The organism is Actinomyces sp. oral taxon 180 str. F0310, assembly GCF_000185285.1.
Lineage (GTDB): Bacteria > Actinomycetota > Actinomycetes > Actinomycetales > Actinomycetaceae > Pauljensenia.
Genome location: NZ_GL622194.1, coordinates 643,719 through 670,018 on the forward strand (window position 1 = coordinate 643,719; position 26,300 = coordinate 670,018).

22 protein-coding genes and 3 tRNA genes are annotated in these 26,300 nt (G+C 66.7%); 3 read left to right on the top strand and 22 right to left on the bottom strand.

The genetic code is table 11. From position 1 onward, the window contains the following. The first annotated feature begins 29 nt into the window (after positions 1–29). On the top strand, positions 30–1,913 hold the full coding sequence (locus HMPREF9006_RS02855) for an AMP-dependent synthetase/ligase (protein ID WP_009212033.1): 1,884 nt from the start codon (positions 30–32) through the stop codon (positions 1,911–1,913). 86 nt (positions 1,914–1,999) lie between these two features. Here HMPREF9006_RS02855 and HMPREF9006_RS02860 read toward each other — a convergent pair whose 3' ends face one another. The 11 genes from HMPREF9006_RS02860 to HMPREF9006_RS02910 all read right to left on the bottom strand — a co-directional run bounded on the left by HMPREF9006_RS02860 (position 2,000) and on the right by HMPREF9006_RS02910 (position 10,885). After that, positions 2,000–3,208: an ABC transporter permease gene (locus tag HMPREF9006_RS02860; RefSeq protein WP_009212034.1), complete on the bottom strand. Its 1,209-nt coding sequence runs from the start codon at positions 3,206–3,208 to the stop codon at positions 2,000–2,002. Continuing rightward, positions 3,205–3,897, bottom strand: coding sequence for an ABC transporter ATP-binding protein (locus HMPREF9006_RS02865; protein ID WP_009212035.1), 693 nt, complete (start codon positions 3,895–3,897; stop codon positions 3,205–3,207). Before HMPREF9006_RS02865 ends, HMPREF9006_RS02860 begins: the two co-directional genes overlap by 4 nt. Further along, entirely contained in the window at positions 3,894–4,940 is a 1,047-nt protein-coding gene (locus HMPREF9006_RS02870; protein ID WP_034232016.1) for a peptidoglycan-binding protein, read from the bottom strand. The genes HMPREF9006_RS02865 and HMPREF9006_RS02870 overlap by 4 nt, the downstream gene beginning before the upstream one ends. Before the next feature lie 38 nt (positions 4,941–4,978). Next, the gene (locus HMPREF9006_RS02875) at positions 4,979–5,449 is read right to left on the bottom strand and encodes a hypothetical protein (protein WP_009212037.1); all 471 of its coding nucleotides are present in this window, start codon (positions 5,447–5,449) and stop codon (positions 4,979–4,981) included. Positions 5,450–5,639: 190 nt separating this feature from the next. Then, a complete protein-coding gene (locus tag HMPREF9006_RS02880; protein WP_009212038.1) occupies positions 5,640–5,996 on the bottom strand; it encodes a chorismate mutase in 357 nt (118 codons plus the stop codon). A 45-nt stretch (positions 5,997–6,041) separates the two neighbouring features. Next, on the bottom strand, positions 6,042–7,301 hold the full coding sequence (gene clpX / locus HMPREF9006_RS02885) for an ATP-dependent Clp protease ATP-binding subunit ClpX (RefSeq protein ID WP_009212039.1): 1,260 nt from the start codon (positions 7,299–7,301) through the stop codon (positions 6,042–6,044). A gap of 224 nt (positions 7,302–7,525) precedes the next feature. Beyond that, a complete protein-coding gene (locus HMPREF9006_RS02890; RefSeq protein ID WP_003794993.1) occupies positions 7,526–8,170 on the bottom strand; it encodes an ATP-dependent Clp protease proteolytic subunit in 645 nt (214 codons plus the stop codon). Next, the gene (locus tag HMPREF9006_RS02895) at positions 8,167–8,781 is read right to left on the bottom strand and encodes an ATP-dependent Clp protease proteolytic subunit (protein ID WP_009212040.1); all 615 of its coding nucleotides are present in this window, start codon (positions 8,779–8,781) and stop codon (positions 8,167–8,169) included. The genes HMPREF9006_RS02890 and HMPREF9006_RS02895 overlap by 4 nt, the downstream gene beginning before the upstream one ends. Positions 8,782–8,968: 187 nt before the next feature. Then, complete coding sequence (gene tig, locus HMPREF9006_RS02900; protein ID WP_009212041.1) at positions 8,969–10,288, bottom strand: trigger factor; 1,320 nt, start codon at positions 10,286–10,288, stop codon at positions 8,969–8,971. Between the two features lie 175 nt (positions 10,289–10,463). Further along, positions 10,464–10,763, bottom strand: coding sequence for a hypothetical protein (locus HMPREF9006_RS02905; protein WP_009212042.1), 300 nt, complete (start codon positions 10,761–10,763; stop codon positions 10,464–10,466). A gap of 48 nt (positions 10,764–10,811) precedes the next feature. Further along, positions 10,812–10,885 (bottom strand) — tRNA-Pro (locus tag HMPREF9006_RS02910). 100 nt (positions 10,886–10,985) lie between these two features. Here HMPREF9006_RS02910 and HMPREF9006_RS02915 point away from each other — a divergent pair. After that, positions 10,986–11,059: transfer RNA gene (locus HMPREF9006_RS02915), tRNA-Gly, on the top strand. A 62-nt stretch (positions 11,060–11,121) separates the two neighbouring features. On the opposite strand, the gene HMPREF9006_RS02920 is transcribed toward HMPREF9006_RS02915, so the two are convergent. The 10 genes from HMPREF9006_RS02920 to leuC all read right to left on the bottom strand — a co-directional run bounded on the left by HMPREF9006_RS02920 (position 11,122) and on the right by leuC (position 21,037). Then, the gene (locus HMPREF9006_RS02920) at positions 11,122–12,180 is read right to left on the bottom strand and encodes an NAD(P)-dependent alcohol dehydrogenase (protein ID WP_009212043.1); all 1,059 of its coding nucleotides are present in this window, start codon (positions 12,178–12,180) and stop codon (positions 11,122–11,124) included. Positions 12,181–12,268: 88 nt separating this feature from the next. Further along, positions 12,269–12,341 (bottom strand) — tRNA-His (locus HMPREF9006_RS02925). 88 nt (positions 12,342–12,429) lie between these two features. Then, positions 12,430–13,347 (bottom strand): ATP-grasp domain-containing protein, encoded by a 918-nt coding sequence (locus HMPREF9006_RS02930; RefSeq protein WP_009212044.1) that lies wholly within the window; start codon positions 13,345–13,347, stop codon positions 12,430–12,432. Positions 13,348–13,396: 49 nt separating this feature from the next. Next, a complete protein-coding gene (locus HMPREF9006_RS02935) occupies positions 13,397–14,533 on the bottom strand; it encodes a D-alanine--D-alanine ligase family protein (protein ID WP_009212045.1) in 1,137 nt (378 codons plus the stop codon). A gap of 48 nt (positions 14,534–14,581) precedes the next feature. Continuing rightward, complete coding sequence (locus HMPREF9006_RS02940; protein ID WP_009212046.1) at positions 14,582–15,601, bottom strand: NAD(P)H-dependent glycerol-3-phosphate dehydrogenase; 1,020 nt, start codon at positions 15,599–15,601, stop codon at positions 14,582–14,584. 159 nt (positions 15,602–15,760) lie between these two features. Continuing rightward, entirely contained in the window at positions 15,761–16,534 is a 774-nt protein-coding gene (locus HMPREF9006_RS02945; protein WP_009212047.1) for a lysophospholipid acyltransferase family protein, read from the bottom strand. 52 nt (positions 16,535–16,586) lie between these two features. Further along, positions 16,587–17,531, bottom strand: a complete 945-nt coding sequence (locus tag HMPREF9006_RS02950; protein ID WP_009212048.1) for a diacylglycerol/lipid kinase family protein — start codon at positions 17,529–17,531, stop codon at positions 16,587–16,589. Between the two features lie 4 nt (positions 17,532–17,535). Continuing rightward, a complete protein-coding gene (gene murA, locus HMPREF9006_RS02955) occupies positions 17,536–18,861 on the bottom strand; it encodes a UDP-N-acetylglucosamine 1-carboxyvinyltransferase (protein WP_009212049.1) in 1,326 nt (441 codons plus the stop codon). Positions 18,862–18,929: 68 nt separating this feature from the next. After that, complete coding sequence (gene leuD / locus HMPREF9006_RS02960) at positions 18,930–19,562, bottom strand: 3-isopropylmalate dehydratase small subunit (protein WP_009212050.1); 633 nt, start codon at positions 19,560–19,562, stop codon at positions 18,930–18,932. Positions 19,563–19,636: 74 nt separating this feature from the next. Then, on the bottom strand, positions 19,637–21,037 hold the full coding sequence (gene leuC / locus HMPREF9006_RS02965) for a 3-isopropylmalate dehydratase large subunit (protein ID WP_009212051.1): 1,401 nt from the start codon (positions 21,035–21,037) through the stop codon (positions 19,637–19,639). 175 nt (positions 21,038–21,212) lie between these two features. Here leuC and HMPREF9006_RS02970 point away from each other — a divergent pair, with 175 nt between their 5' ends. Continuing rightward, a complete protein-coding gene (locus HMPREF9006_RS02970; RefSeq protein ID WP_009212052.1) occupies positions 21,213–21,950 on the top strand; it encodes an IclR family transcriptional regulator in 738 nt (245 codons plus the stop codon). A gap of 70 nt (positions 21,951–22,020) precedes the next feature. On the opposite strand, the gene pulA is transcribed toward HMPREF9006_RS02970, so the two are convergent. After that, entirely contained in the window at positions 22,021–26,232 is a 4,212-nt protein-coding gene (gene pulA / locus HMPREF9006_RS02975; RefSeq protein ID WP_009212053.1) for a pullulanase-type alpha-1,6-glucosidase, read from the bottom strand. Positions 26,233–26,300 lie beyond the last annotated feature (68 nt).

The window sequence follows — 26,300 nt, forward strand, 5'->3', positions numbered from 1 at the left end:
CGTTCCCGCCGAAACTCCAGGGAGCAGGCATGTCCACGACCAACACCCCGGCCTCGTCCAACGACGAAAAGACAACGCCGACCGAGACAACCACCGGGGCGCTGGAATGGCACGCGCCCGTCCTCGTGCGAGTGGACGAGCACACGACGATTCCGCGCCTCCTCAAGGAGCGCGTCCAGCGCGGCGCCACCCGCCCCCTCATCCTGCGCAAGGTGGGGATGGGCGACACGTGGCGGCCGGTGACGGCGCGCGAGTTCTACGACGAGGTCCAGTCCGTGGCCGCCGGCCTCATCGCCCGCGGCCTGCAGCCCGGGGACCGCGTCGCCATCATGAGCCGCACCCGCTACGAGTGGACGCTCCTGGACTTCGCGTGCTGGGCGGCCGCCCTCATCCCCGTCCCCATCTACGAGACCAGCTCCATCGACCAGGTCGCCCACGTCCTCACCGACGCCGACGTCGACCTGGTCGTCACCGAGACGGTGTCCATGGCGGAGATCGTGCGCACCGCAGCCGAACGCGAAGGAAGGGTCAACACGGAGGTGCTCTCCCTGGACTCCGAGGCCATCGACACCCTCATCGCCGAGGGCGCCACCACGCCCCGCGACCGCGTCGTCGCCCGCTCCGAGGCCCTCACCAAGGACGACATCTCCACCATCGTGTACACCTCGGGCACGACGGGCACCCCCAAGGGCACGGTCCTGTCCCACGAGAACTTCACGAACCTGTGCCTCAACGCCCACGCGTGGATGCCCGAGATCGCGGCAGGCACCACCTCGCGTCTCCTCCTCTTTCTGCCCCTCGCCCACGTGTTCGCCCGCTTCCTGCAGGTCTTCCAGATCAGCGGCAACGGCGTCATGGGCCACGCCCCCAACATCAAGAACCTCCTGCCCGACCTGGCCTCGTTCCGGCCCAGCTACCTCCTGGTCGTGCCGCGCGTCCTGGAGAAGATCTACAACTCCGCCGACACGAAGTCGCGCGGCCCCAAGCGCAAGGTGTTCCGTTGGGCGGCCAAGGTCGCGATCGCCTACTCGCGCGCCCTGGACACCGACGAGGGCCCCTCCGCATCCCTGAAGGCCCAGCACGCCCTGGCCGACAAGCTCGTCTACCAGCAGATCATCCGCCTCGTGGGCGGCAATGCCGACTACATCATCTCCGGGGGCGCTCCCCTGGCGACCTGGCTCGCCCACTTCTACCGGGGCATCGGCATCCCCGTGCTGGAGGGCTACGGGCTGACCGAAACGGTTGGCCCCGTCTCCGTCAACACCCCCCGCCTGTCCAAGATCGGCACCGTCGGCCCCGCGCTGCCGCCCATGTCTTTCAAGATCAGCGACGACGGTGAGATCCTCCTCAAGGGGCCCAGCGTGTTCCAGGGCTACAACAACGACCCGGGCGCCACGGCCGCCTGTTTCACCGACGACGGATGGTTCCGCACCGGCGACCTGGGATCCCTGGACCGCGACGGCTACGTGTCCATCACGGGGCGTGCCAAGGACATCATCGTCACGGCCGGAGGCAAGAACGTGACCCCCGCGTCCCTGGAGAACCCGATGCGCTCCCACCCCCTCATCTCCCAGGTGCTCGTCGTGGGAGACCAGAGGCCCTTCGTCGCAGCCCTCATCACCCTGGACGCCGAGATGCTGCCCGACTGGCTCGCCGCGCACTCCCTGCCTCCCATGAGCGTGGCCGAGGCCTCCTCCAACGTCGAGGTCCTCGCCTCACTGGAGAAGGCGGTAGCCTCGGCGAACGAGCACGTGTCGCGTGCCGAGTCGATCCGCAAGATCAAGGTCCTCTCCACCGACTTCACGGAGGCAAACGGCCTGCTCACCCCTTCCCTGAAGGTCAAGCGCGCCGAGGCCACGGCCCGCCTCGCCTCCGTCATTGACGAGCTCTACGGAGGACCCGTCCAGCACTAGCCGCGCGTATGACCGTGGCCGTCTCGCCTACCCTCCCGAGCGGAGAGGTGCGAGACGGCCACGGCCTTGTCGTTGCATGCTCGGCCCTACTGGGAGGCCAGAGCCGCGGTGGGCGGCGTGCGTGCCGCTCGGATTGCGGGGTAGAGGCCCGCGACGGCGCCGATGAGGAGAGTGGCACCCAGGCCCGCGGCGATCACCCACCAGTGGAGGGTGGGAGGCCAGCCGTAGGCCAGACACATGCCCCAGGTGACACCGGCGCCGATGAGGCAGCCGGCGACGCCACCGAGGAAGGACAGGATCAGCGCTTCGGCCAGGAACTGAACCGTGATGTGGGAGCGCTTAGCCCCCAGGGACCGGCGCAAACCGATCTCCTTGCGTCGCTCCAGGACGGAGATGATCATCGTGTTGGCCACGCCGATGCCGCCGACGAGGAGGGCGATCGAGCCGACACCGGCGAGCAGCGTCGTCAGCGTCTGATCGGCCGCGTTCTGCGCCGCCAGCGCGTCCGAGGGGCGCGACACCTTCAGGCCCGTGGATCCCTGAGGGGCGAGCGTGGGCCCCAGGAGCGAACGCACGGTCTCCACTTGGGACTCCTCGGAGCGCTCGTAGATCGCGGTGGGCGTCGATCCCTTGCCGAACTGCGCCTTGGCGGCGGGAATGCCGATCAGCGCGGCGTTGTCGAGCTCCTCGGCGAGGGGCAGGTGGTTCATGATGCCCAGGACCGTGAAGGACGTTCCCCCGAGCCACACCTGGGTGCCGGGTTCGACCACGCCCAGGAGCTGGGCGGCCTTAGACCCGAGGACGACACCCGGGTAGTGGGCCGTCGCATCGTTGAGCCACACTCCGCTCTTCATCGTGCCCGAGACCACGTCGAGGAGATTCGTGTCGGCGGCCATCGTGAGGGTTCCACCGGTCGCGTTCGGGTCGGACAGGCGCGAGCGGTAGACGGACACTCCCGTCAGGGTCGACGTGGAGGCCGCGGAGGTGACGCCCGGAATCATCCGGGTCCTGCCCACCGAGTCCTCCGGCAGCACGAGGTCCGTGCCCGACAGGTCTGCCCCGCTGCGCGCCGTGAGCATGTTCGTGCCCAACGCGCGCAGCTGTTCCTGCAGGCGGGCCTGCGAGGAGGAGGAGACCCCGACGACGCCGACCATCGCGGCGATACCGATGGCGATACCCAGGGCGGACAGGACGGCTCGCATGGGACGCGAGCGCAGGCCGGTCAGGCCCAGGCGGCCGATATCGCTGGCACGCAAGCTGGAGCGCGCGGTGCGCGAGCTTTTCTTACTCGTCATGGCTTACCTCCCGGGTGCGCTGAGTCCGATACAAGTTGTCCGTCACGGATGGCGATCTGCCGCGGCAGAGACGCCGCCAGTTCGTTGTCGTGGGTGATCACGATGATCGTGGTGCCGGCCTCGTTGAGCTCACGCAGGAGGGCGACGATGGACGCGCCCGAACGCGAGTCGAGGTTGCCGGTTGGCTCGTCGGCCAGCAGCAGGGCGGGGTGCCCGATGATGGCCCTGGCGATGGCGACACGCTGGCGTTCACCGCCCGACATCTGGTGCGGCTTGTGGTCCATGCGGTGTCCGAGTCCCACGCGGGTCAGCGCCTCGCGTGCCGCCTCGCGCCTGCGGGCCCGGGGCACTCCCCGGTAGAGCAGGCCGTCGGCCACATTATCGATGGCGGGAACTCCCTGCGTGAGGTGGAACTGCTGGAAGACGAAGCCGATCAGGTTCGAGCGCACCCCCGACAGGTCGGTGTCGCTTAGGGACGACACGTCCATGCCGCTGATGCTCACGGTGCCCGAGCTGGGCCTGTCCAGGGTCCCAATTAGGTTGAGCAGGGTGGACTTGCCGGAGCCGGACGGGCCCACGATGGCGACGAACTCGCCCTCGTCAACGCTCAGAGACACTCCGTTGCAAGCGTGCACGGGCGGACTGCCGAAGGACCGGTGCACGTCGGTCAATTGCAGGATGTGACTCATCTGTTGGGCACCACCACGCGCTGGCCTTCGGCGAGTCCCTCGCCGCTGATCTCGACGCGGTCGCCCGCGAACAGGCCGACGGTGACGGGGACGCGGCGCACCTGACCGTTGTCATCGACAACCTCAACGCCGAACTGGTCGGTGGTCAGGGCAACGAGAGCGCCCAGGGGCACCGAGAGCACATTCGTGCGCGTCTGCGAGGTGATTCCCAGCGAAACGGACGCCTCCTGAGTTCCCTCCAGGGCCTCGGTGTCATCGGGGGTGACGGTGATCGGGATGATGCGTTCACCGCTGCTTTCCTTCGATTTCTCCTTGGTGCCCTCCTCGCCGGGCTTGTCCCGGGGCGGCTCCACCGACGTAATCGTCCCGGTCGTGGTCGAGGCAGCGCCCGGGAGGCGAATCGTGACCTTGGTACCGACGACTCCCAGGCTCTGGTCAGAGAGCTTGAGGTTGGCGGAGATGACCTGGCGCGAGGACGAGGCCGCAAAGAGCTCGGTCTCGGGCGTCGCGGTATCTCCGACGCGGGACTTCAAGGCGCCAACCCGCACGTCCTCGGGGGCAAAGAGCACGGTGCCCAGGGGGAGGGTGCCGTCCTGCGTGAGCCCGAGGGCCTTCTGCCAGCGCTTGATCGCCGCGATCGTGTTCCAGTCGAAGTGCTCGTTGGGGGTGGCCTGGAAGTAGCCGAGCTCGGACAGGGCGGTCTCCAGCTGCTTGACGTCAGCGCCGTCGCTCATTCCCTCAGAGAAGTCGCGCCACGCGGGGGTGGCGCCGTGCAGCAGGTAGGCGCTGTTGCCCGCGACGGTGTACACGTGCGACCCCTGCTCGAGGGTCGTGCCGGGCGTCGGCAGTGCCGTGATCACTCCGGTGAAGGCGCTTTTGAGGTCGTAGGAGTCCGCGTAGTGCAGGTTTCCCTGGACGGCGGTCTCGCCCGACAGGTCGCCGCGGGTGATGGTTGCGGTCGCACCGTCGAAGGACTGGGGGGTCTGCGCGTCGGCGCTGCCCCCGGAGCACGCCGACAGCGTCACTGCGCCGACGGCGACCATGGCGAGGGCGGCCACGAGGCGCGAGGAACGAGCAACGGTCACTTGCTACCTCCCGGGTTGCCGAAGCACTTGTTGAGGGCATCCTGCGGAACGTCCTGGATGTCCACGCCCTTGCCCGGCTCCGGGTCCTTCACGTTGTAGCCGAGGTCGCGCAGGCACTGGGCTCCCTTGACGAGAGCGTCGCGCGCGGCCGGGTCCTTCGTCAGGTCATCCTGCCCCGTGAGGCCATCGGTCTTTGCCATGCACTCGTTGACGGCAGCGTTAAATCCTGCGGACGTGTCCTTCGCGTTGTCGGGGGTCAGACCGGTGTCGGGCACGTCAAAGCCCTTTTCCCGCATGCACTGGGCGAAAATCAGGTTCGCATCCTGGCTCGCCGCGTTCGAGGACGACGCCGACGGGTTGTTCTTCTGGCCGCTCGTCGTGGACGAGGTCGATCCGCATGCGCTGAGGGCCGCCGCCAGGGTGATGGCGATAATGGCCAGGCCGCGCACGTGCGCGCGATTCTTCATCGAAACTCCTTATGGACTGCTCGGGGCTGTGGTTCTCACTGCCTGGATAGATTACAGACCACGAGGCTGGAAGCTACCTGAAAACTATCGGGGAAGCCGCGCAGAGTTTCATCAGACAACTAGCGGTTCTTTCGACGAAGAGGGAGCCTGCGCCTCGCCAAACTAACTCGGGTCAGTGAAGATGCCCTGATCAGAGGGCGGCACCCTCGTCGTACTCGGCCTTGATGTCCTCGTGGTGGCGGATCACCTCACGCACCATGAAGCCCAGGAACTTCTCAGCGAAGTCGGGGTCAAGGCCCGAGGAGAGCGCCAGCGCTCTCAGGCGCTCAACCTGGCGAGCCTCGCGCGCGGGGTCCGCCGGCGGGAGGTTCAGCCGTGCCTTGATGTGCCCGACGCGCTGGGTGCAGCGGAATCGCTCGGCAAGAATGTGGATGAGAGCGGCATCGATGTTATCGATCGTTGCGCGCGCGTCGGCGAGCTCGGCGGGAACTCCCTCCACACCCCGATCGGCGCGCGCCGCCGCCCGCGCGTCCTCACGCTGGTCCATGCCTACCTCGCTCTCCCCGACTGCTTCCCAGTCTACCGGGAGGACTCAGGCGCTGCGTTTGCCTTCCGAAGAACGCTCCGGGTAGAGCTCGGCGGCTCCGACGCCCTCCACCAGGTCGCGGGTGATGACCACGCGGGCAACGTCGTCTCGACTCGGCAGGTCGAACATGAGGTCCGAGAGGGTCGCCTCCATGATCGAGGACAAGCCTCGCGCGCCCGTCTTGCGTTCGTTCGCGCGCGCCGCAATCGCCAGGAGCGCCTCGTGGGTGAACTCCAGGTCGATACCGTCCAGGTCAAAGAGGTGCTGGTACTGGCGCACGAGAGAGTTCGACGGCTCCGTGAGGACTCGCACGAGGTCCTCCTCGGTGAGTTCCTTCGTCGAGGTCAGGATGGGCAGTCGGCCGATGAACTCGGGAATCATGCCGAACTTATGCAGGTCCTCGGCGCTGACGGCCTCATAGAGATCACCCATTTCCGAGGCGCTCTTCAATTCTGAGCCGAAGCCCGTGGAGCGCCGACCCAGGCGGGCCTTGACGATGTCCTCGATGCCCGCGAAAGCGCCGGCGGCGATGAACAGAATCCCGGAGGTGTCGATCTCCAGGAACTGCTGGTGCGGGTGCTTGCGCCCACCGGTGGGCGGAACCGACGCGACCGTGCCCTCGATGATCTTCAGAAGTGCCTGCTGCACACCCTCGCCCGACACGTCGCGGGTGATAGACGCGTTCTCCGCCTTGCGACCAATCTTGTCGATCTCGTCGACGTAGATAATGCCCTTCTCCGCCTTCTTGATATCGCCGTCGGCCTCCTGGATGAGGCGCAGGAGGATATTCTCCACGTCCTCGCCCACGTAGCCGGCCTCGGTCAGAGCGGTGGCATCTACGATCGCGAAGGGAACATCCAGCAGGCGCGCCAGGCAGCGCGCCAGGTGGGTCTTACCGGTTCCCGTGGGCCCCAGGAGCAAGATGTTGGACTTCGTGCCGAGCATGTCCTCGGCGTTTCCCGCATCGCGCGAACGCACGCGCTTGTAGTGGTTGTAGACCGCCACCGACAAAGCACGCTTGGCCCGGTCCTGGCCGATCACCCACGTGTTGAGAAACTCGTTGATCTCGCGCGGCTTGGGAAGCGGGGTCGCGGACGAGGTCACCTGCTGGGCGCCCAGCTCCTCCTCGATGATCTCGTTGCACAGCTCGATGCACTCATCGCAGATGTACGCACCGGATCCTCCAATGAGCTTGCGCACCTGCTTCTGACTCTTTCCACAGAAAGAGCACTTGAGCAGCTCCGCACCATCAGTCAGACGGGCCACGAGACCTCCCAGGGGGTTGAACGGTTATCCGTTCGGTCGGATGCGCGTGCGCGCTTGCTAGGAAATAACCTAGTGCACATCTGCAAGAAATCCAGCGAGGCACGCGCATTGTTACAAAATGTTCACCCGATAACGAAACACCGGTATTCGCTGATATGACGAGGCCGCGCCACCTTCACACCCACGGGCGCCAGGTGGCCACGGCCCGGTCAGATTCAGCCGACTCAGAGGGCCTTGCGGGACTCGAGCACCTGGTCAATCAGGCCGTACTCCGCAGCCTGGGGAGCGGTGAGGATCTTGTCACGCTCAATGTCGCGACGCACCTGCTCGACGGGCTTGCCCGAGTGCTTCGAGATGGTGTCTTCCAGCCAGGCGCGCATGCGGTCGATCTCGTCGGCCACAATCTGAATGTCCGAGGCCTGGCCCTGCATGCCCTCCATCGCGGGCTGGTGGATGAGGACGCGCGCGTTGGGCAGCGCGAGGCGCTTGCCGGGCGAACCGGCCGCGAGGAGGACGGCCGCAGCCGACGCTGCCTGGCCCAGGCACACCGTCTGGATCTGCGGCTTGATGTACTGCATCGTGTCGTAGATCGCGGTGAGCGCCGTGAACGACCCGCCAGGGCTGTTGATGTACATGGTGATCAGCGAATCGGGGTCCTGGGACTCCAGGACCAGCAGCTGGGCCATCACATCGTCGGCGCTCGCGTCGTCCACCTGCACCCCGAGGAACACGATGCGGTCCTCGAAGAGCTTGGTGTAGGGGTTCTGACGGCGGAAACCGTAGGCCGTGCGCTCCTCAAAGTCCGGAAGCACGTAGCGCGCCTGCGGCATCTGGCGGGCGACCGCCTCGAAATAGGGCTGGGTGCTCATCGGTTCTCTCCTCGCGTTCCGATCTCGTCGGGGCTGTTGATCACGCGGTCGACGAACCCGTACTCGAGCGCCTCGGCGGCGCTGAACCAGTGGTCGCGGTCGCCGTCGGCCTCCACCTGCTCGACGGTCTTACCCGTGCGCGCCGCCGTGATCGAAGCGAGTTCCTTCTTCATCCCGAGGATGAGATCAGCGTTGATGCGAATCTCCGTCGCGGATCCGCCGGCACCGCCGAGGGGCTGGTGCAGAAGAACGCGGGTGTGGGGCGTGATGTAGCGCTTGCCGGGGGCGCCCGCCGTCAGCAGGAACTGCGCCATCGACGCGGCCATGCCCATGCCGACCGTCACGACGTCGGGCTTGACGTACTGCATGGTGTCGTAGATGGCCATGCCCGCCGTCACCGACCCGCCGGGCGAGTTGATGTACAGGTAGATGTCGCGGTCCGGGTCCTCCGCCGCCAGCAGCAGCAGCTGCGCGCAGATCGTATTCGCATTCTCGTCGCGGACCTCGCCGCCCAGCCAGATGATGCGTTCCTTGAGCAGGCGCTGGAAGACCGCGTCCCCCAGTCCCAGCTGCGACCCCTCGCCGGCAGCTCCGGCATTGTGCACGCTCACGCGTACCTCCTCGTCTGTTCGCGGGCCCAGACGGCCCCATTGGTGTCCACCGTACCCGCTGGCGGGTGCGCCACGCACGCGCCGGGCCACCGTTTCGCTGTCGGCACATGCGCGGGAGGGGGCGGGGCCACCGCCCCGCCCCCTCCCCGGGAGTTCGCTGGTTGCTACGCGCGGCAACGCCTCGCGCTCACTCCTTGTCGTCGGCGGAATCGGTGACGATCTCGGCACCCTCTTCACTGGCGGGGTCGGTGCCGAAGAACTTCGACAGGTCAACGTCCTGCCCGTTCGTGTCCTTGACGCTCACGAGCTTGAGGGCCTCGATGAGGGCCTTCGAGCGGCCGAGGTCGGCAACGACGTTGGCCATCTGCTGGGGGGAGGAGAAGAGCTGGTTGATGTCGACGCCGAAGTTCTGCGACATCTGGATCGCGTAGTCGATGAGCTCCTGCTGGGACACCTGCACGTCGAACTTCTTGGCCAGAGCCTCGGAGAGCAGCTCGGTGCGGATCTCCTTCTCGACGGCCGCGCGGGCCTCCTTCTTGGCCTTCGGCTTGGCGTCCTCGCCGACGCGGTGCTCGACCTGGTGGTCGACCGCCGACTCGGGAAGGATGATCTCGACCTTGTCGAGGAGCACGTTGATGAGGGCATCGCGCGCAGCCAGGGCCTGCTTGGATTCCTTGTTGCTGGCGGCCTGCTTCTTCAGGTCCTCGGTCAGCTCCTCGATCGTGTCGAACTCGGAGACCATCTGGGCGAAGTCGTCGTCGGCCTTGGGCAGTTCACGGGCCTTCATGGCCTTGACGGTGATCGTCACCTCGGCCTCCTCGCCCTCGTGGTCCCCGCCCTTGAGCTTGGAGGTGAAGGACACCTCTTCGCCGGCCTTGGTGCCGCGCAGGGCGGTGTCCTGCCCGTCAAGCATCGAGCCGGAGCCGATCTCGTAGGAGACGTCGGAGGCCGAGTCGACCTCCTTGCCGTCGATCGTGGCAACCAGGTCGATCGTCGCGAAGTCACCGGTCTTGGCCTTGCGGTTGATGGTCTTGAGTGTGGCGAAGCGGCTGCGCAGGTCGTCGAGCTCCTTCTCCACGTCCTCGTCGGTGACCTCGGTGGGTTCGACCTCGACGACGAGGGAGTCGTCGATGTCGGGCAGCTCAAAGGCGGGCACCACGGCGACCTCGGCGGTGAAGACGAGCTGGCCGCCCTGCGGGCCGGTCACGGCCGGGATCTCGGTGACGTCGACCTCGGGCTGGGCCAGGGGACGCAGATCGTTCTGGTTGACGGCATCCGAGTAGTGGCCAGGGAGAACCTGGTTGACGACCTGCTCGATGACGGCGGCGCGGCCGAAGCGCTGGTCGATGATGCGCGGAGGCACGTGGCCCTTACGGAAGCCGGGGATGTTCACCTGTCCGGCGATCTCCTTGTACGCCTTGTCCATCTCGGACTTCAGCTCCTCGTAGGGAACCTCAACGGTCAGACGAACCTTGGTGGGCTCAAGGGTTTCAACGGTGCTCTTCACGTGCGTACGCTCCGTAGTCTTAAGAATTGGGGAACGCCCGCTCCCGGGCGCATAACAACTCGCCTAGTGTACGCCAGGACCCTCGCAATGTCCTTATTCGCCGCGCGTAAGTGGGCATCTGCACCCCTCAACACACAAACACGGTGTCCAACACCACACGAGCGGGTTGGCGGCCTCAACTGTCGCGGGACGCCCACGGGGTCAGGTAACGGGAGCGGCCCCCGATCACTGCCGCCAGGCGCGAGCGGGGAACGTCCGCGACCTCTGTCACCGCCCGAAGGATCCGCTCGTGGATGGCGCGCGCCTCTTCCTCGTCGCTCGCCGTGAAGCGAGCGGTGACGCGAGGCTGCGCGGAGACGATGGCGATGTCCCAGGCTTCGAGGTGGGCGACGGACCGGGCACGGTGCTCGACCTCCTCAGGACGCCTGCCGGGCACGACGGTGGTGATCGTCATGACCGTGCGATAGGACGGCACGTTCCCTCCCCCACGTTCCATTCATGCGGCGGCACGAGGCCGCCCCGGTCGGGGTGACAGGATTTGAACCTGCGACCCTCTGCTCCCAAAGCAGATGCGCTACCAAGCTGCGCTACACCCCGCGGGACCGGCGGTCCGATCCTCCATCATACGGGAGCGGCGCCTAAATGTCGCGGACGTGGACAATACCCGCTAGGATCATCCTGTCCCCTTCGGGGGTACGCGGATGTAGCTCAATGGTAGAGCCTCTGCCTTCCAAGCAGATCACGCGGGTTCGATTCCCGTCATCCGCTCCAGGTGGGAAAGCCCCGGGCTGAGGCCCGGGGCTTTCCCCGTTCCGCGGGGAATCTCTCTCCCCTCACGCGCTCTCGGGGAAGGTCGAGGTGTCGATGACGTAGCGGTAGCGCACCCGTGAGGCGACGACGTCGTCGTAGGCCCGCGTGATGTCCTCGCCCGTGATCATCTCCACCTGCGGGATGACGCCGTGGGCGGCACAGAAGTCGAGCATCTCCTGCGTTTCGGCGATCCCGCCAATCTGGGAGCCTGCGAAGGACTTGCCGCCGTTGACGAAGGCTCGCAGGGGCAGGGACACGGGCTCGGAGGGCAATCCCACATCCACGAAGACACCGTAGGGACGCAGGGCCGCCATGTACGCGGCGTAGTCCAAGCCTTCGGCGCTCACGGTGCACAGGATCAGGTCGAAGGAACCGCGCAGAGACTCAAGGACGCCTTCCTCGCCGGTCGCGTAGAAGTGCGAGGCGCCGAATCGGCGGGCGTCGGCCTCCTTGGAGCGCCCGTGGGAGATGACGGAGACATCGGCGCCCATGGCGGCCGCGATCTGAACACCCACGTGTCCCAGCCCGCCCATGCCGAGAATGGCCACGCGAGAGGACGGGCCAACCTCGTAGTGTTTCAGAGGCGAGTAGGTAGTGATACCAGCGCACAGGAGGGGCGCGCAGGCCGCGAAGTCGAGATCCTCGGGGATATGCAAAGCGAAGTCCTCGCGCACGGTGAAGCCCCGCGAGTAGCCGCCGGTCGTCGGGTTGCCCTCGGCGTCTGCGCGGTAGGTCCACAGGGTGCCCGGCGTCGAGGTGCACCACTGCTCGTGGCCAGTCTCGCACATCTCGCAGGAACGACAGGAACCGACCATGCACCCCACGCCCACGCGATCCCCCACCGCAAACCCCGTGACGCCGGGTCCGATCTTGGCGACGGTGCCGACGAACTCGTGTCCGGGCACGAGCGGATAGTGGACGGGACCCCACTCGCCTCGCGCGCTATGGATGTCGGAGTGGCAGATGCCCGCGTAGGCGACGTCGAAGTAGATCTCCCCCTCCCCCGGCTCGCGGATATCGATGCGCAGGGGGCGAAAGCGAGTGGTCGCGTCGTCGCATCCGTAGGCGATCACTGAAGGCATGACAGCTCCTTTGTCCGGTCATATCCAGGTGCCTCCAGCATACTGGAAAAGCGATGACCCCGGCACCGAAAGTGCCGGGGTCTGCGGGGGTGGCTGACGGGACTCGAACCCGCGACGTCCTGGACCACAACCAGGTGCTCTACCAACTGAACTACAGCCACCGTGGTCGCCCTGAAGGCAACGGGAAGAGCTTAGCACTACCCGCGCGCGCTTGAAAACTCGAGCACTACCCCGCGACGGTGGGGTGCATCACCAGTGTGCGCGAGCCGAGATGGCATCCGCGAAGTTACCCAGCGCGCTCGGGGTCGCCCCCAGGTACAGGTCCGCATCCACCAGCGACACCTCCATGACGAGGAAGGAACCCTTACCGTCGGGGACGAGGTCGACCCGATTGAACAGGAACTGCTCATCGTGCCCCAGGCGCGAGCGAACGTAGGAGTGCAAGACCCGGCGGATCTCCTCGCCCCACTTCCACGCCACGGAGTCTGCCGGCTCTGCGGTGACGACGGCCTCGTGAACGGTGGGGTCGGTGATCGACGACGGATGGAGCGCAGCCCTCTTCTCAACCGCGTGGGACACCAAGCCGTTGAAGAACACGAGGGAAATCTCGCCGTGCAGGTCGATCTCCTCGACGTAGCGCTGAATCATCACCGAACGCCCCTCTCCGAGGAGCCCCTGCACCTGACGCATCGCGGCCTGGCGCTGGCGGGTATCCACCGTCGTGTAGCGGCCGATATCGCGCACGCCAGAGGACACCGCCGGCTTGACCACGAACTCGCCGAAGGCCGGGAAGCGCGTGTGGATCTGGTGCTTGGATAGGTTCTGGGCGGGTTCGAGCCAATTCGTCGGGATCGTGGGCATCCCCAGGGCTGCGAGCTCCTTGAGGTAGTGCTTGTCGCTGTTCCAATCCAGGACATCGCAGGAGTTTTGCACGCGGCGCAGGGACCGGGTCCACTCCAGGAAGGCGCGGCGATCCTGGGCGTAGTCGGACACGGAGCGCACGACGATCATTCCCGCATCCGACCAGTCGACATCCGGGTCGTTCCAGACCTTGACCTGGGGGTCGCAACCGCGCGCCGCCAGCTCATCGGGCAGCCCCTCCTCGCCATGGAACAGGGTGGGCTGCGCCTTGCAGGTGACCAAGGTGACCTTCGGGTGTGTCGGCATGGGTGTCCTTTGGTGTCGTGGTACGGGATTGAAAGAGGGCGGGCGGGGCCTAACGGAGACCGAGCGGACGGGTGGAGGCCTCGGTGAGTAGTTCGCTGAGCAGGTCAGAGTAGTTCAGCCCGGCCGCGGCCCACATCTGCGGGTACATCGAAATGGGGGTGAATCCGGGCATCGTGTTGACCTCGTTGATGATGACCGTGTCGGTGGCCTCGTCCAGGAAGAAGTCGACGCGGGCCAGGCCCTCGCACTCAAGCGCGTCGAACGCCCGCCAGGCTGTTTCGCGGATGCGCTGGGCGTAGGCGGCAGACACCTCGGCCGGGCAAGACAGGCCAACGACGTCATCGACGTACTTGTGGTCGTAGTCGTAGAATTCCCCCTCGGGAACGACGATCTCTCCCAGCGGCGCGGTGCCGCTGCTCCAGTCGGGTCGAGCACCGAGGACGCCGCACTCGATCTCGCGGCCGCTCACCGAGGCCTCGACGATGACGCGCGGATCGTGGTTCGCGGCCTCCTTGATGGCCGTCGGCAGGTCCTCGCGGGAAGTAACGCGCGAGATCCCGACGGAAGAACCCGCGCGGCAGGGCTTGACGAAGACCGGAAAGCCGAGGCGCTCGATGCGCTCGACACACGCGCCGGGATCGGACTCCCACTGGCGGGCGGTCACCAGCTCCCATCGTCCCACGTCAATGCCGGCGGCGGCCAGGACGGTCTTCGTGAGGTGCTTGTCCATCGAGATCGCGGAAGAGGTCACGCCGCACCCAACGTATCGCACGCCCGCCATCTCGAAAAGCCCCTGAATGGTGCCGTCTTCCCCGTAGGGGCCGTGCAGCAGCGGGAAGACGATGTCGACGTGGCCGAGGTCTTCGACCCCGATGACGCGAGAGGCGGCCGAATCCGGATCGCCGTCGTAGGAGAGCTCAACGAGATTGCCCTCCCCCGGGGTCAGCGCCACGCGGGTCGCGCCCGCGGTGACGGACTGGCCCTTCCCGTCGCGAAAGGCCAGGGCGGACGGGTCGTCGGCGACGCGCACCCACTGGCCGTCGCGCGTGATTCCCAGCGGGATCACGTCCCACTTGGTCCGGTCGATGGCGGTGAGGATGCCGGCCGCCGTCGCGCAGGATACTTCATGCTCGGAGGAGCGCCCACCAAACACGATGAGGACGCGGGGACGAGAGTTCACAGTCATGGTTCCAAGACTACCGTCAAATGCATCCCTCGCACTCACGGGTCGGGCCTACACCAGCTCGATCTTCCAGCCGTCCATCTTCTGTGGGCGCGCGAGCAGCATCCGCCCCATGTCTTCGATGCTGGCGCGCCCCTCGACAACCTCGACGACGGCGCCCGTGATGGGCATATCCACGCCGACAGACTCGGCGACTTTCAGGATGGGCGCGGCAGAGGCGACGCCCTCCGCCACCCCTGGGGACAGCGCCAGGGCCTCGGCCAGTGGCATACCGGAGCCGAGGCGGTGCCCGAGCGAGAAGTTGCGCGACAGCCGCGAGGAGCAGGTGGCCACGAGGTCACCGATCCCGGACAGGCCTGCGAAAGTCGAGGCATCTGCGCCGAGGGCGATACCCAGGCGGGTCATCTCCGCCAGGCCACGGGTGATGAGGGTCGAGCGGGTGTTGATGCCCAGTCCCATCCCCTCGGCGGCGCCGATCGCCACGGCGATGACGTTCTTGGTTGCCCCCGCCATCTCCGTTCCCACCACGTCAGCCGACACGTAGGGGCGGAAGTAGGAGTTGTGGCAGGTCCGAGCGATGTCCTTGGCCAGCTCCACGTCGCTGGCAGCGACCACCGTCGCGGTGGGGTGGCGCTCGGCAATCTCGCGCGACAGGTTGGGGCCCGACAGGACCGCGATGCGCTCAGGCGGCAGGCAGGCGGCCTCAGCGATAATCTCATCCACCCTCTTGAGCGATCCCAGTTCAAGGCCCTTCGCCAGAGACAGGACCGCGACATCGTCCGCAAAGGAGGCGCGGGCGGCCTCCAGGGTGGGGCGCACCGCGCTGACGGGAACGGCAACGACGATCAGGCGCCGCCCCGCCACGGCCTGGGCGATGTCCGAGGTCGCATCAATGCGATCCGAGAGGGTGATACCCGGCAGGTACGTTGGGTTCTCGTGGCCATTGATGAACGCGACAGTGTCGGGGTTGCGCCCCCACACGGTGACCGACAATCCCGCGTCGGCGAGGACCTGGGCGAACGTTGTTCCCCATGCCCCTGTTCCCAGTACCGCTGCCGTTGACATGCTCATCGAGACCTCCCTGTCCCGCCCATTCTACTCGGATGGGAGTGGGGGCCACACCACGAGGAGAGAAGGACTCTTCCAGAGAAGCGTTCGACGCATCCTCGTGCCGCAGACTCCAGATCGTTGTCCTCGCATCCCCCTGCGCCCGGTCCTCGACATCCGCGACTAGCGTCGTTTCTTCGCCTTCCTTGCTTTCTTCGCACGCTTGGCCTGTTCCCATTCCCACCACGGGCCCGCCTGGGTTGCGGGATCCCAGGGGGTCTCGGGGGCGCTCATACCCCGCAGCTGCCCCACCCCGGCCCGCACCGCCTCGCTGATGCGCCGAGTCCCTTCGTTCACGGCCTCGTGGTCGGCCGACCCTTGAGGGCCGATCAGATCGGACAGGTCGACGGGGGCCCCGAAGTGATAGGACAGGGGTCGACCCGGACGCATGTCGATCTTCTTGGAGTTGTAGGCAGACATGATCTCTTGCGCTCCCCACTGGGAGAGCGGAATGACGGGAACGCCGGTATCCAAGGCGAGGCGCGCCGCACCCGACTTGAACTGCATCGGCCACTCCTCCGGGTCGCGGGTGAGGGTTCCCTCCGGGTAGATTCCAACGACCTCGCCGCCCTCCAACGCGGCGCGCGCGGGCGCCAGGACGGCCGCCGGATCCGAGTCGCGGTTGACGGGAATCAGGCCCATTCCCGCGATGATCCACCCGAAGACGGGCACGGAGAACATCGATTTTTTCGCCAGGAAGCGCACAGCCGTGTCCCGTTTCATGAAGTACCAGCACAGGCACAGCGGATCGACGTTCGACAGGTGGTTGGAGACGAGGAGATAGCCTCCCTCGGAAGGCAAGTTTTCCTCGCCGGTCACGGTGAAGGTCACCCAGGGCGTCATGAGGGGTGTCAAAACACCCTTAGCGAAGGCGTAGAAGCCGGAGACAGGACTCATGGCTCAATTCTACGGGAACGAGCACCCGGGCAGGCACGGCCCGAGCGCGACGTCACACGAGGACCGAGACGACCCCGGGAGCAGCCTCCACGGTGAAGGGAACGGTCGCGATCCGGTCACCGTCGGCCATCGCGACGACTCCCGCGGGTTCCGAGAACGACACGGCCGTGGCGCTGGTGACCTCCACCGCCGGGTGGTTCTTCGCTCGTCCCGCCACGATGCTTGCCAGGACGGGCAGGGCACGGAAGAGGGGCAGGGAGCCGACGTGGCACACTTCGAGGACGCCGTCGCTCATATTGGAAGCACCGACCAAAGTGATGCCTCCGCCGAAGCGGCCGGAGTTGGACACGGACGCGATCCAACCGCTCATGTCCCGCTCGTGGCCGTCCACGGTCGCACACACCCGCGTCGGGGTGTGCGAGGCCAGGGCGGCGAAGGCACCGTAGCCGTAGGCCAGCGGACCGAAGGTCAGCGAGGATTCGTTGGCCAGGATGTTCGCCCGGGCGTCCAAGCCGATCGACACGATGCCGAGCGCGAGGCGCTCCCCCTCGCGCGAATGCACCCACATGCCGTCAAGGGGGCGCACGCGGGACGAAAAGTCGCCCCCCGCGCGGTCGGCCTCCTCCCCTCGGGTCAACCCGCATCCGGCGAGGCTGCGGGCGCGGGCGAGCGGGTCGGGACCGATGAGCAGGGCGCGACACAGGTCGTTACCGCGTCCGCCGGGGATGGGTGCGAAGAGGGCGCCCGAGTCGTGGCAGCCGCGCGCGACCGCACTGAGGTAGCCGTCGCCCCCGAGGGCGGCCACAACCGTGCCGGGTCCCACGCGGGCGGCGAGGGCGGCAGGATCGTCGCCCGGCGTGGTCAGCCGAACCGCGACCTCCCAGCCTCCGCCGCGCAGAATGCGCACGATGCGGGGTCCGAGGCGCACGCTGCGCCCACCCGCCGACATCGACGACACCAGGACGAAGATGCGGCGCCTGCAGACCTGTCCGGACACGTTCTCAGTCGTCCAGGTAGCACACGCGCGCGTCCAGCTGGTGGAGCTTGCGCGTGAAGTGTTCGTAGCCTCGCGAGATGACGTCGATGCCCGACACCGTGGACGTTCCCGACGCTGCGAGCGCCGCGATCAGGTGCGAGAAGCCTCCGCGCAGGTCGGGAACCTCAATGTCGGCGCTGTGCAGGGGCATCGGGCCGGAGATGACGGCCGAGTGGTAGTAGTTCTTTTGGCCGAATCGGCACGGGGTTCCGCCCAGGCACTCGCGATAGACCTGGATGTTTGCGCCCATCTGGCGCAGGGCCGAGGTGAAGCCGAAGCGATTCTCGTAGACGGTTTCGTGGACGATCGACAGGCCTCGAGCCTGGGTGAGGGCCACGACGAGGGGCTGCTGCCAGTCGGTCATGAAGCCGGGATGCACGGCGGTCTCCAGGGCGATCGAGTGCAGCTCCCCGCCGGGATGGTAGAAGCGAATGCCGTCCGTGTCGATGTCGAACGCGCCACCCACTTTGCGGAAGGTGTTGAGGAAGGTCGTCATGTCGGGCTGGTGAGCCCCGCGCACGTAGATGTCACCGTGGGTGGCCAGCGCGGCGGCGGCCCACGAGGCCGCCTCAATGCGGTCCGGGAGGGCCGTGTGGCGGTAGCCCACCAGATTGGACACGCCTTCGATGCGGATCGTGCGGTCCGTGTCCACCGAGATGATCGCGCCCATCTTCTGCAAAACGTTAATGAGGTCGAGGATCTCCGGCTCGATGGCCGCGCCCTTCAAGGTCGTGATGCCCTCGTTGCGCACAGCAGTCAGCAGCGTCTGCTCGGTGGCGCCCACGGACGGGAAGGGAAGCTCGATGATGGCACCGTGAAGGCCCGAAGCGGGGCGCTTGATGTGGACCCCGTCGGGCTGCTTGTCCACAATCGCGCCGAACTTGCGCAGGGTCTCGAGGTGGAAGTCGATGGGACGACCCCCGATCGCGCACCCTCCGAGCTCGGGAATGAACGCCTCTCCGAGCTGGTGCAGGAGGGGGCCGCAGAAGAGGATCGGGATACGCGAGGCTCCCGCGAGCGTGTCGATGTCGGAGCGAGAGGCAACCTTGACGTTGGAGGGATCCATGCGCAGCGTGCCGCGATCCTGGTCGAAGTCGATTCGAACGCCGTGCAGGCTCAGCAGGTTGGACACGACGTCCGTGTCCCGAATCAGCGGCACGTTGTAGAGCTCGGAGGGGGTGTCGGCCAGCAGCGAAGCGACCATCGCCTTGGGCACGAAGTTCTTGGCGCCGCGCACGCTGATTTCGCCGCGCAGCGGGTGGCCGCCCTCGACTTGCAGGATGGATGACATGGATGCTCCTCGGTTATGCGTAACTGGCCCCTACTCTAGCTAGGCAGGGGCCAGTGTGCGCAGCGCTTTTAGTCGCGAGCGGAGAGAACCTCTTCCTTGGGCAAGTATTTCGCCGGGAGCGTGCGGGGCTTGAAGGAGGGGCGGGTGGCCTCGTAGGCGGCGATCTCATCCTCGTGGCGCAGCGTCAGGGCGATGTCGTCCAGGCCCTCCATGAGCGTCCACCGCACGTAGTCGTCGATCTCGAAGGTGCCCGAGAACGCGCCGGCGCGGAACGTCTTGTCTTCCAGAGACACGGTGATCCGCGTGCCGGGTTCTGTCTCGAGGATCTTCCACAAAAGCTCGCAGTCTTCCTGGGAGATGATGCCGGTCACCAGGCCCTGCTTGCCGGAGTTTCCGCGGAAAATATCGGCGAACTTGGGGGCGAGGACAACGCGGAAGCCGTAGTCTTTGAGCGCCCACACCGCGTGCTCGCGCGAGGAGCCGGTGCCGAAGTCCGGCCCGGCGATCAACACGGAACCCTCCCTGTAGGCGTCCTGGTTGAGGACGAAGTCGGGGTCGGAGCGCCAAGCGGCGAAGAGGGCATCCTCGAAGCCCGTTCGGGTGACGCGCTTGAGGTAGACGGCCGGGATGATCTGGTCGGTGTCGACGTTGGAGCGGCGCAGCGGGACGCCGATACCGGTGTGCGTGGTGAACTTTTCCATGGGTGTGTCAGTCTTTTCTTCGTTGGGGGGCGAGGCCGTGGCCGGCTCCCGCGCGGCGGTGGCGCAAGCGGGTCTCAGAGGTCGGCCGGGGAGGACAGGGTGCCGCGCACGGCGGTCGCAGCGGCGACGAGCGGGGACACCAGGTGGGTGCGGCTTCCCTTGCCCTGACGGCCTTCGAAGTTGCGGTTGGAGGTGGAGGCCGAACGATCTCCGGCGTTCATGGTGTCGGGGTTCATGCCCAGGCACATGGAGCATCCGGCGTTTCGCCATTCGGCGCCGAAGTCGGTGAAGATCTTGTCGAGGCCCTCGGCCTCGGCCTGGAGGCGTACGCGGGCGGATCCGGGGACCACCATGACGCGCACGCCGTCGGCCTTGCGGCGTCCCTTGAGGACGCCGGCGGCGGCGCGCAGGTCCTCGATGCGTCCGTTGGTGCAGCTCCCGATGAACACGGTGTTGACCGCGATGTCGCGCATGGGTGTGCCGGCCTGGAGGTCCATGTACTCCAGGGCTCGTTTCGCGGCCGCGCGCTTGTTCTCGTCGGTGAAGTCCTCCGGGCTGGGCACGCACGCCGACAGGGGCACGCCCTGACCGGGGTTGGTTCCCCACGTGACGAAGGGTTCGATGTCGGATGCTTCCAAGACCACCTCGGCATCGAAGACGGCGTCGTCGTCGGAGGCCAGGGAACGCCAGTACTCGACCGCGCGATCCCACTCCTCGCCCTCGGGGGCGTGGGGGCGTCCCTTGATGTAGGCGAAGGTCGTCTCATCGGGGGCAATCATGCCCGCACGGGCGCCGGCCTCGATGGACATGTTGCAGATCGTCATGCGCCCTTCCATGGACAGCTCCCGGATGGCCTGTCCGCGGTACTCCAGGACGTACCCTTGGCCGCCGCCCGTGCCGATCTTGGCGATGATGGCCAGGATGATGTCCTTGGCTGTCGAACCCGCGGGCAGGGAACCGTTGACCGTGATGGCCATCGTCTTGAAGGGGGCCATGGGCAGCGTCTGGGTGGCGAGCACGTGCTCGACCTGGCTGGTACCGATTCCGAATGCCAGGGCGCCGAAGGCTCCGTGGGTCGAGGTGTGGGAGTCGCCGCACACGATCGTCATGCCGGGCTGGGTGAGGCCCAGCTGAGGGCCGACGACGTGGACGATGCCCTGGTCGGCGTCGCCCAGGGAGTGCAGGCGAATCCCGAACTCACGGGCGTTCTTGCGCAGCGTGTCGATCTGGGTGCGACTGGTGATGTCGGCGATGGGACGGTCGATGTTGACCGTGGGAGTGTTGTGGTCCTCGGTGGCGAGAGTCAGGTCGGGTCGGCGCACCTGGCGTCCGGCGAGGCGAAGACCTTCGAAGGCCTGGGGGCTGGTGACCTCGTGGACCAGGTGAAGGTCGATGTAGAGCAGGTCGGGGGCGCCGTTCTCGCCCTTGGTGACGGTGTGGTCGCGCCACACTTTCTCCGCCATTGTTCCGCTCATTGTTCCTCCTTGGCTCCCCCGCATCGGCGACGAGCGCGTCGTTCATTCTTCGTCCACTAATGGAAACGCCTTCACTACACGGCGACCCCGCCGGTCTCACGTCTCGGACGCCACTTTGACGTGTTTCACTATGCGACAGCTTGTCATCTCAGAACCTGAGATATTAAATAGTTGTATGGATGAGCAAACAACCAGTGGTGTCGGAGTCCTCGATAAGGCGGCGTTGGTCCTGGGCGCCCTTGAGGCGGGGCCAGCAACGCTCGCGCAACTCGTGTCCAGCACGGGGCTCGCACGCCCCACAGCCCACCGCCTCGCCGTCGCCCTGGAATACCACCGCATGGTCGCCCGCGACATGCAGGGCCGCTTCATCCTGGGGCCGCGTCTCCAGGAGTTGTCCTCCGCCGCCGGGGAAGACCGCCTGCTGCAGGCCTCCATGCCCGTGCTTCAAGCACTGCGCGATCACACCAAGGAATCCTCCCAGCTCTTCCGCCGCCAGGGCGACTATCGGGTGTGTGTGGCGGCCTCCGAGCGCGAGATGGGCCTGCGTGACTCCATTCCCGTGGGAGCGACTCTGTCGATGAGCGCCGGCAGCGCCGCCCAGGTGCTGTTGGCCTGGGAGGAACCCGACCGCCTGCACCGAGGCCTGTACGGCGCATCCTTCAACGCGACCATGCTCTCCGAGGTCCGCCGCCGCGGCTGGGCGCAGTCCGTGGGCGAGCGAGAACCGGGCGTCGCCTCCGTGTCTGCTCCCGTTCGCGGCCCCTCGGGCCGAGTCCTTGCGGCGCTGTCCATCTCCGGCCCCATCGAGCGCATGGGCCGCCAGCCCGGGCGACAGCACGGCCCCTCCGTCATGGCCGCGGCCAATCGACTCTCGGAGTTCCTCGCCACCGTTGAGGACGCCGCGGACCTGTAGGAGCCTCCCCTGAACCTCCAAGACTGCGGGGGCCGGGACGATTTCCCATCGTCCCGGCCCCCGCGATCATTCAGCCAACCCAGCGGCCAGAGTCATCGAAGGTGTAAGCCGTCCCTGCGATGACCGCGCGGCCTGTGACCATCGCGCCGCTGCCCGGGTCCAGGTAGTACCACGAGGCCCCGAGCTTCAGCCACCCGGTGGCCATGGCGCCGCTGCTCGGATCCAGGTAGTACCAGCTCTGGCCGTCCTTGAGCCACGTGGTCGCCATGACCCCCGAATCGGGATCCAGGTAGTACCAGGAACCCGCAACCTTCAGCCAGCCGGTGGCCATGGCGCCGCTGCCCGGGTCCAGGTAGTACCACGAGGCCCCGAGCTTCAGCCACCCGGTGGTCATGGCGCCGCTGCTCGGATCCAGGTAGTACCAGCTCTGGCCGTCCTTGAGCCACGTGGTAGCCATGACGCCCGAATCGGGATCCAGGTAGTACCAGGAACCCGCAACCTTCAGCCAGCCCGTCGCCATCGCTCCGGACGCGCGGTAGTAGCGCCACGCTCCCCCGTCGTTCTCCCAGCCGGTCTTCATCCAGCCCTCGGAGTCGAAGGAGTAGACGGCGCCGTCACGTTCGATGCGTTCGCCGGCGGGGAATGTGCCATCCGGGTAGCGCAGCCACCAGCGGCCGTCTCCCGCTTGCATCCAGCGCGCCTGCGAGGCGTCGGGGGCAGGATCGACGCGAGCACCCGTCGGTTGGGTGAACACGGCGACGGTGCGGGCAGGAACCGTGACCGTGCCCGTCCGCGCGTCAAAGGACGCCGCCTTGACGACCTCGTCGGTTCCCTGCGCCTGAGCCTCGTGCAACGCGAACGCGCGCCCCGCGAGGCCATCGACACGCTGCGTGAGCGTCTGCCCGGTCGCGTTGAAGACGACAAGGGCGCCGTCGATCGCCGGATCGATGTCATCGCGCGCACCAACCTGGTCGTCGATGAGCATCATGATCGTTCCGTCGACCGCGCTCGCCCCGGAGTTCGGGAAGGTTACCTTGGCACGAACGAGGTCAGTGCTGCCCAGCGTAAACAGCCGCGAGGAGGAGCGCACGCGCAGGAAGTCCATCGCGGCCTGCGAGGAGGCCTCGATCTGCGCCGGGGTTGGCTTCAGGTCGGGGTTTTCCAGGAGCGGACGCATGTGAGGCCACGCCGCACCATTCTTGGACTTGACGGGAAGGCCTCGTCCAAACCCGTTGTCCTGCATCGTCCAGTCGATGGCATTGAAGTGATCTCCGGAGTTGTAGGAGTCGCGATCCAGGGACTTGGAACGCAAGAGCTCCGTGCCCGAGGCCCAGAAGGACGGCGACTGGGACAGCGCCACCGAGGCCTGGCTGAGCAGCGACATGCGCACTCTATTCTCCATCGGCGCACTCGTCGGCATCTTGTACGTGACCAGGTCGAAGAGCGTCTCGTTGTCGTGAGCATCGACGTAGTTGACGTTCTCTGCGGGCTGGGATGCGAAGCCCGCATCCTGGCCGTTGTAGTCGAGCTCGGCTCCGCGCACGCTGCGCCCATCGTAGGTCGTGAGCGTGTAGTCCTTCAGGTTGCCCGCCAGTCCCAGCTTCACCAGGTCGACGCGGTGCAGGTAGTCCGCGCGACGTTCCTGCTCGGAACGCGTATCGAGCCCGTTGAAGTCCGAGAAGGCTCCCGAGCCGAAGCCCTGGAAGACGCGATGATCCTCGTCGAAGGGGCCACCGCCGTGGACCGCATCGCGCAGTCGGTCATTAAAGGCGCCGATGCCGGTTCCGTCAAGCTGGCCCTGAGTGGCCTGGCGGAACAGAGCATTGTTGGCGACCTCGCCGAAGTTCCATCCCTCGCCGTAGATGTACAGACGCGAGCCGTCAACCCCGTCCTTGTCCAGCGTCAGGGACTTCAGTGCTTCCTGCGCGCGCTTCATCTCCGCCGCCGGGTGATGGCCCATGAGATCGAAGCGGAAGCCGTCGACGTGGTAGTACTTCGCCCAGTGGATCATCGAGTCGATCATGAGCCGCTCGCTCATGGCGTTCTCGGTTGCCACATTCGAACAGCACGTCGAGGTTTCGACCGCTCCGGCGGCGTTCAGGCGCTGGTAGTAGCCGGGAACGATTCGGTCGAGCACCGAGTGGGAGTCCTGCCCGGCCGCGGGCGTGTGGTTGTACACCTGGTCGAGCACGACCTGCATGCCGATCGAGTGAAGGCCACCCACCATCGAACGGAACTCTCGGATGCGGGCTCCTCCGTTTTGATTCAGAGCGGTCGCGTAGGAGCCTTCGGGAGCCAACCAGTGGAGCGGGTCGTAACCCCAGTTGTAGGCGTCCTGATCGGCCACCGCGTCCACGGCGGCCTGCTGCGCCTCGGAGGCGGGGCCGGCGTTTGCGGGGATGTCCGGAACCTTCTGATCAGCGCGCTTCTCGGGGATCGTTGCGATATCGAAGGTGGGGAGCAGGTGAATGGTGTTGATTCCGGCCTCGGCCAGCTCGCTGAGGTGGCGCATGCCGTTGGACTGATACTGCGTGAACGCCATGTAGGTGCCGCGCATGTCCTCGGGAACCGACTTGTCTGCCGCGGAGAAGTCCCGCACGTGTAGCTCGTAGATGGCTCGCTGGGCGTCGTCCGCGATCGTCGGCGCCGGCGTGTTCTGCCACTCGGCGGGAGCGATCGAGGCGTTGTTCATGTTGACGGCCACTGACCTCGTCGAGTTAACCGTGAGCCCCACCGAGTAGGGGTCGGTCACCGTGTTGGTCTCGACCTTGCCCGATGCGGGCACGTAGACGCGTACCTCCCACAGGTACTGGGCGCCCTCCGTGATCGTCCCATCCGCGTTGTCCACGCTCCAGCGCCCGTCCTCGCCGCGAGTCGCGGGCGTGCGCTGAGGATCGCCCGCCACCTCCGAGTCGGCGCCCCGGGGGGTCTTCGTATTCCAGGACAGCAGGGTCACGCTCTTTGCCGTGGGAGCCCACAGCGCGAAGGTTGGTTTTTCGTCGTCCTTCCAGCCCACGCCGAACGAGGCCTGGGTCGCCTTCGCGGCGTAGAGGGAGTCCAGGACGGGTGCGATCTGGACGCCCGTGAAGGCGTTGACGACCCCGTCTTTCTTCTGGGCGACCGCGAGCTGTCCGGTCAGCGCCTCACGCGCCGTGGCCTCGTCGAGGCTGGCGCGCAGCGCGATGTAGCCGTTGAGGTTGGGGTGAGCGGTCGTCACCTCGGCGCTCAGGTCTCCGGCGACCGTCAGCGCGGTAACGGTTCCACCGGTGAGAGCCCCGTCGCTCAGCGTCGCCCCGCCCTCTGGGGCGGTGACCAGCTCGTAGACCAGCTGGGCGGAGCCGTCGAGCACCTGCGCGCGGGTGACGCCCTGGGGCAGGAGGGAGGTCGGCCACGCGACGATGTCAGTGCTCACCCAGTAGGCGCGCTGCTCCCCCGTTCCTGCGACCGGTGCGTCGGAGGCGGCGATGGAGAGCTTATGGGAGGAAGAATCGTAGGTGAAGGTCACAAGGTTGTTCGCTTTCGTCGCAAACTGGTAGTTGTCGCCACCGGCCACCCCGTCCTTCCCGTAGTTTTCACTCCAGGATCCACCGACGGCCACCTTGACTTCGTAGGAGCCTTCGGGCAGGGCGGTCGTCGCGTACGTGTATGTGCCGTCCCCGACCGGTTCCATCAGCGGCGCCGTGCAGTCGGGCTTCCAGTTATCGGTGCATCCCAGAGCCTTTTGGAGGGATCCGGGAAGCGTGACCATGCGATCGCTCACCGTGTTCCACACGCGGTGGGTCGCCCTGTTGTAGTAGAAGGTTACCTCGGTGGGCGTCTCCAGGGTGTAGGCGATGTTCGCCCCGTCGGCCGCGCCGCCGCGTCCGAAGGAAACATCCCACGATCCGCCCTCGGCGACCTTGTATTCGTACTCGCCGGCGGGCAGCGTGAAGGTCCCGGAGTAGACGCCGGTCGCCTCGCGGGTCAGAGCCGCCTTCTCACACCCCGGGGCCCAGTCGGCGTCGCATCCCATGGCCTTGTTGTGGCTGCCGGGGATTGTCACCAGCGTTTCATCTGCCGTCGCTTCTGCGCCCGCCTCGGCGGTCGGTGCGACCGCTGCGGCGTTGGAGGCGTCGGCTTTCGGCGCTGCCCACGCCGCCGGCAGCGCTGTCCCCATGAGCGCTACGACGGCGCCAACGCCCAGGGCGCGACGCAGCAACGTCCTGTTGTGTCGGTATGTCACGAAAGACTCCCTCGTCCATAAGCTGTCCCCGTCTCGCGGGGCTGCTCCTAGGTTAGACATACTGCAACGAGAGGGAAACTTTTCTGCAAAGGACAAGTCGATACGCGGGAGACGGAGAAAGAAAAACC

Excerpts from the sequence above, each read along its gene's own strand:
- HMPREF9006_RS02865 (WP_009212035.1), bottom strand. The coding sequence starts at position 3,897 with ATGAGTCACATCCTGCAATTGACCGACGTGCACCGGTCCTTCGGCAGT.
- HMPREF9006_RS02875 (WP_009212037.1), bottom strand. The coding sequence starts at position 5,449 with ATGAAGAATCGCGCGCACGTGCGCGGCCTGGCCATTATCGCCATCACC.
- HMPREF9006_RS02940 (WP_009212046.1), bottom strand. The coding sequence starts at position 15,601 with ATGAGCATGTCAACGGCAGCGGTACTGGGAACAGGGGCATGGGGAACA.
- HMPREF9006_RS02930 (WP_009212044.1), bottom strand. The coding sequence starts at position 13,347 with ATGCCGACACACCCGAAGGTCACCTTGGTCACCTGCAAGGCGCAGCCC.
- HMPREF9006_RS02970 (WP_009212052.1), top strand. The coding sequence starts at position 21,213 with ATGGATGAGCAAACAACCAGTGGTGTCGGAGTCCTCGATAAGGCGGCG.
- HMPREF9006_RS02860 (WP_009212034.1), bottom strand. The coding sequence starts at position 3,208 with ATGACGAGTAAGAAAAGCTCGCGCACCGCGCGCTCCAGCTTGCGTGCC.
- murA (WP_009212049.1), bottom strand. The coding sequence starts at position 18,861 with ATGTCATCCATCCTGCAAGTCGAGGGCGGCCACCCGCTGCGCGGCGAA.
- HMPREF9006_RS02945 (WP_009212047.1), bottom strand. The coding sequence starts at position 16,534 with ATGAGTCCTGTCTCCGGCTTCTACGCCTTCGCTAAGGGTGTTTTGACA.
- HMPREF9006_RS02890 (WP_003794993.1), bottom strand. The coding sequence starts at position 8,170 with ATGAGCACCCAGCCCTATTTCGAGGCGGTCGCCCGCCAGATGCCGCAG.
- HMPREF9006_RS02870 (WP_034232016.1), bottom strand. The coding sequence starts at position 4,940 with ATGGTCGCCGTCGGCGCAGTGACGCTGTCGGCGTGCTCCGGGGGCAGC.
- leuC (WP_009212051.1), bottom strand. The coding sequence starts at position 21,037 with ATGAGCGGAACAATGGCGGAGAAAGTGTGGCGCGACCACACCGTCACC.
- HMPREF9006_RS02935 (WP_009212045.1), bottom strand. The coding sequence starts at position 14,533 with ATGACTGTGAACTCTCGTCCCCGCGTCCTCATCGTGTTTGGTGGGCGC.
- HMPREF9006_RS02920 (WP_009212043.1), bottom strand. The coding sequence starts at position 12,180 with ATGCCTTCAGTGATCGCCTACGGATGCGACGACGCGACCACTCGCTTT.
- pulA (WP_009212053.1), bottom strand. The coding sequence starts at position 26,232 with ATGTCTAACCTAGGAGCAGCCCCGCGAGACGGGGACAGCTTATGGACG.
- HMPREF9006_RS02855 (WP_009212033.1), top strand. The coding sequence starts at position 30 with ATGTCCACGACCAACACCCCGGCCTCGTCCAACGACGAAAAGACAACG.
- HMPREF9006_RS02880 (WP_009212038.1), bottom strand. The coding sequence starts at position 5,996 with ATGGACCAGCGTGAGGACGCGCGGGCGGCGGCGCGCGCCGATCGGGGT.
- leuD (WP_009212050.1), bottom strand. The coding sequence starts at position 19,562 with ATGGAAAAGTTCACCACGCACACCGGTATCGGCGTCCCGCTGCGCCGC.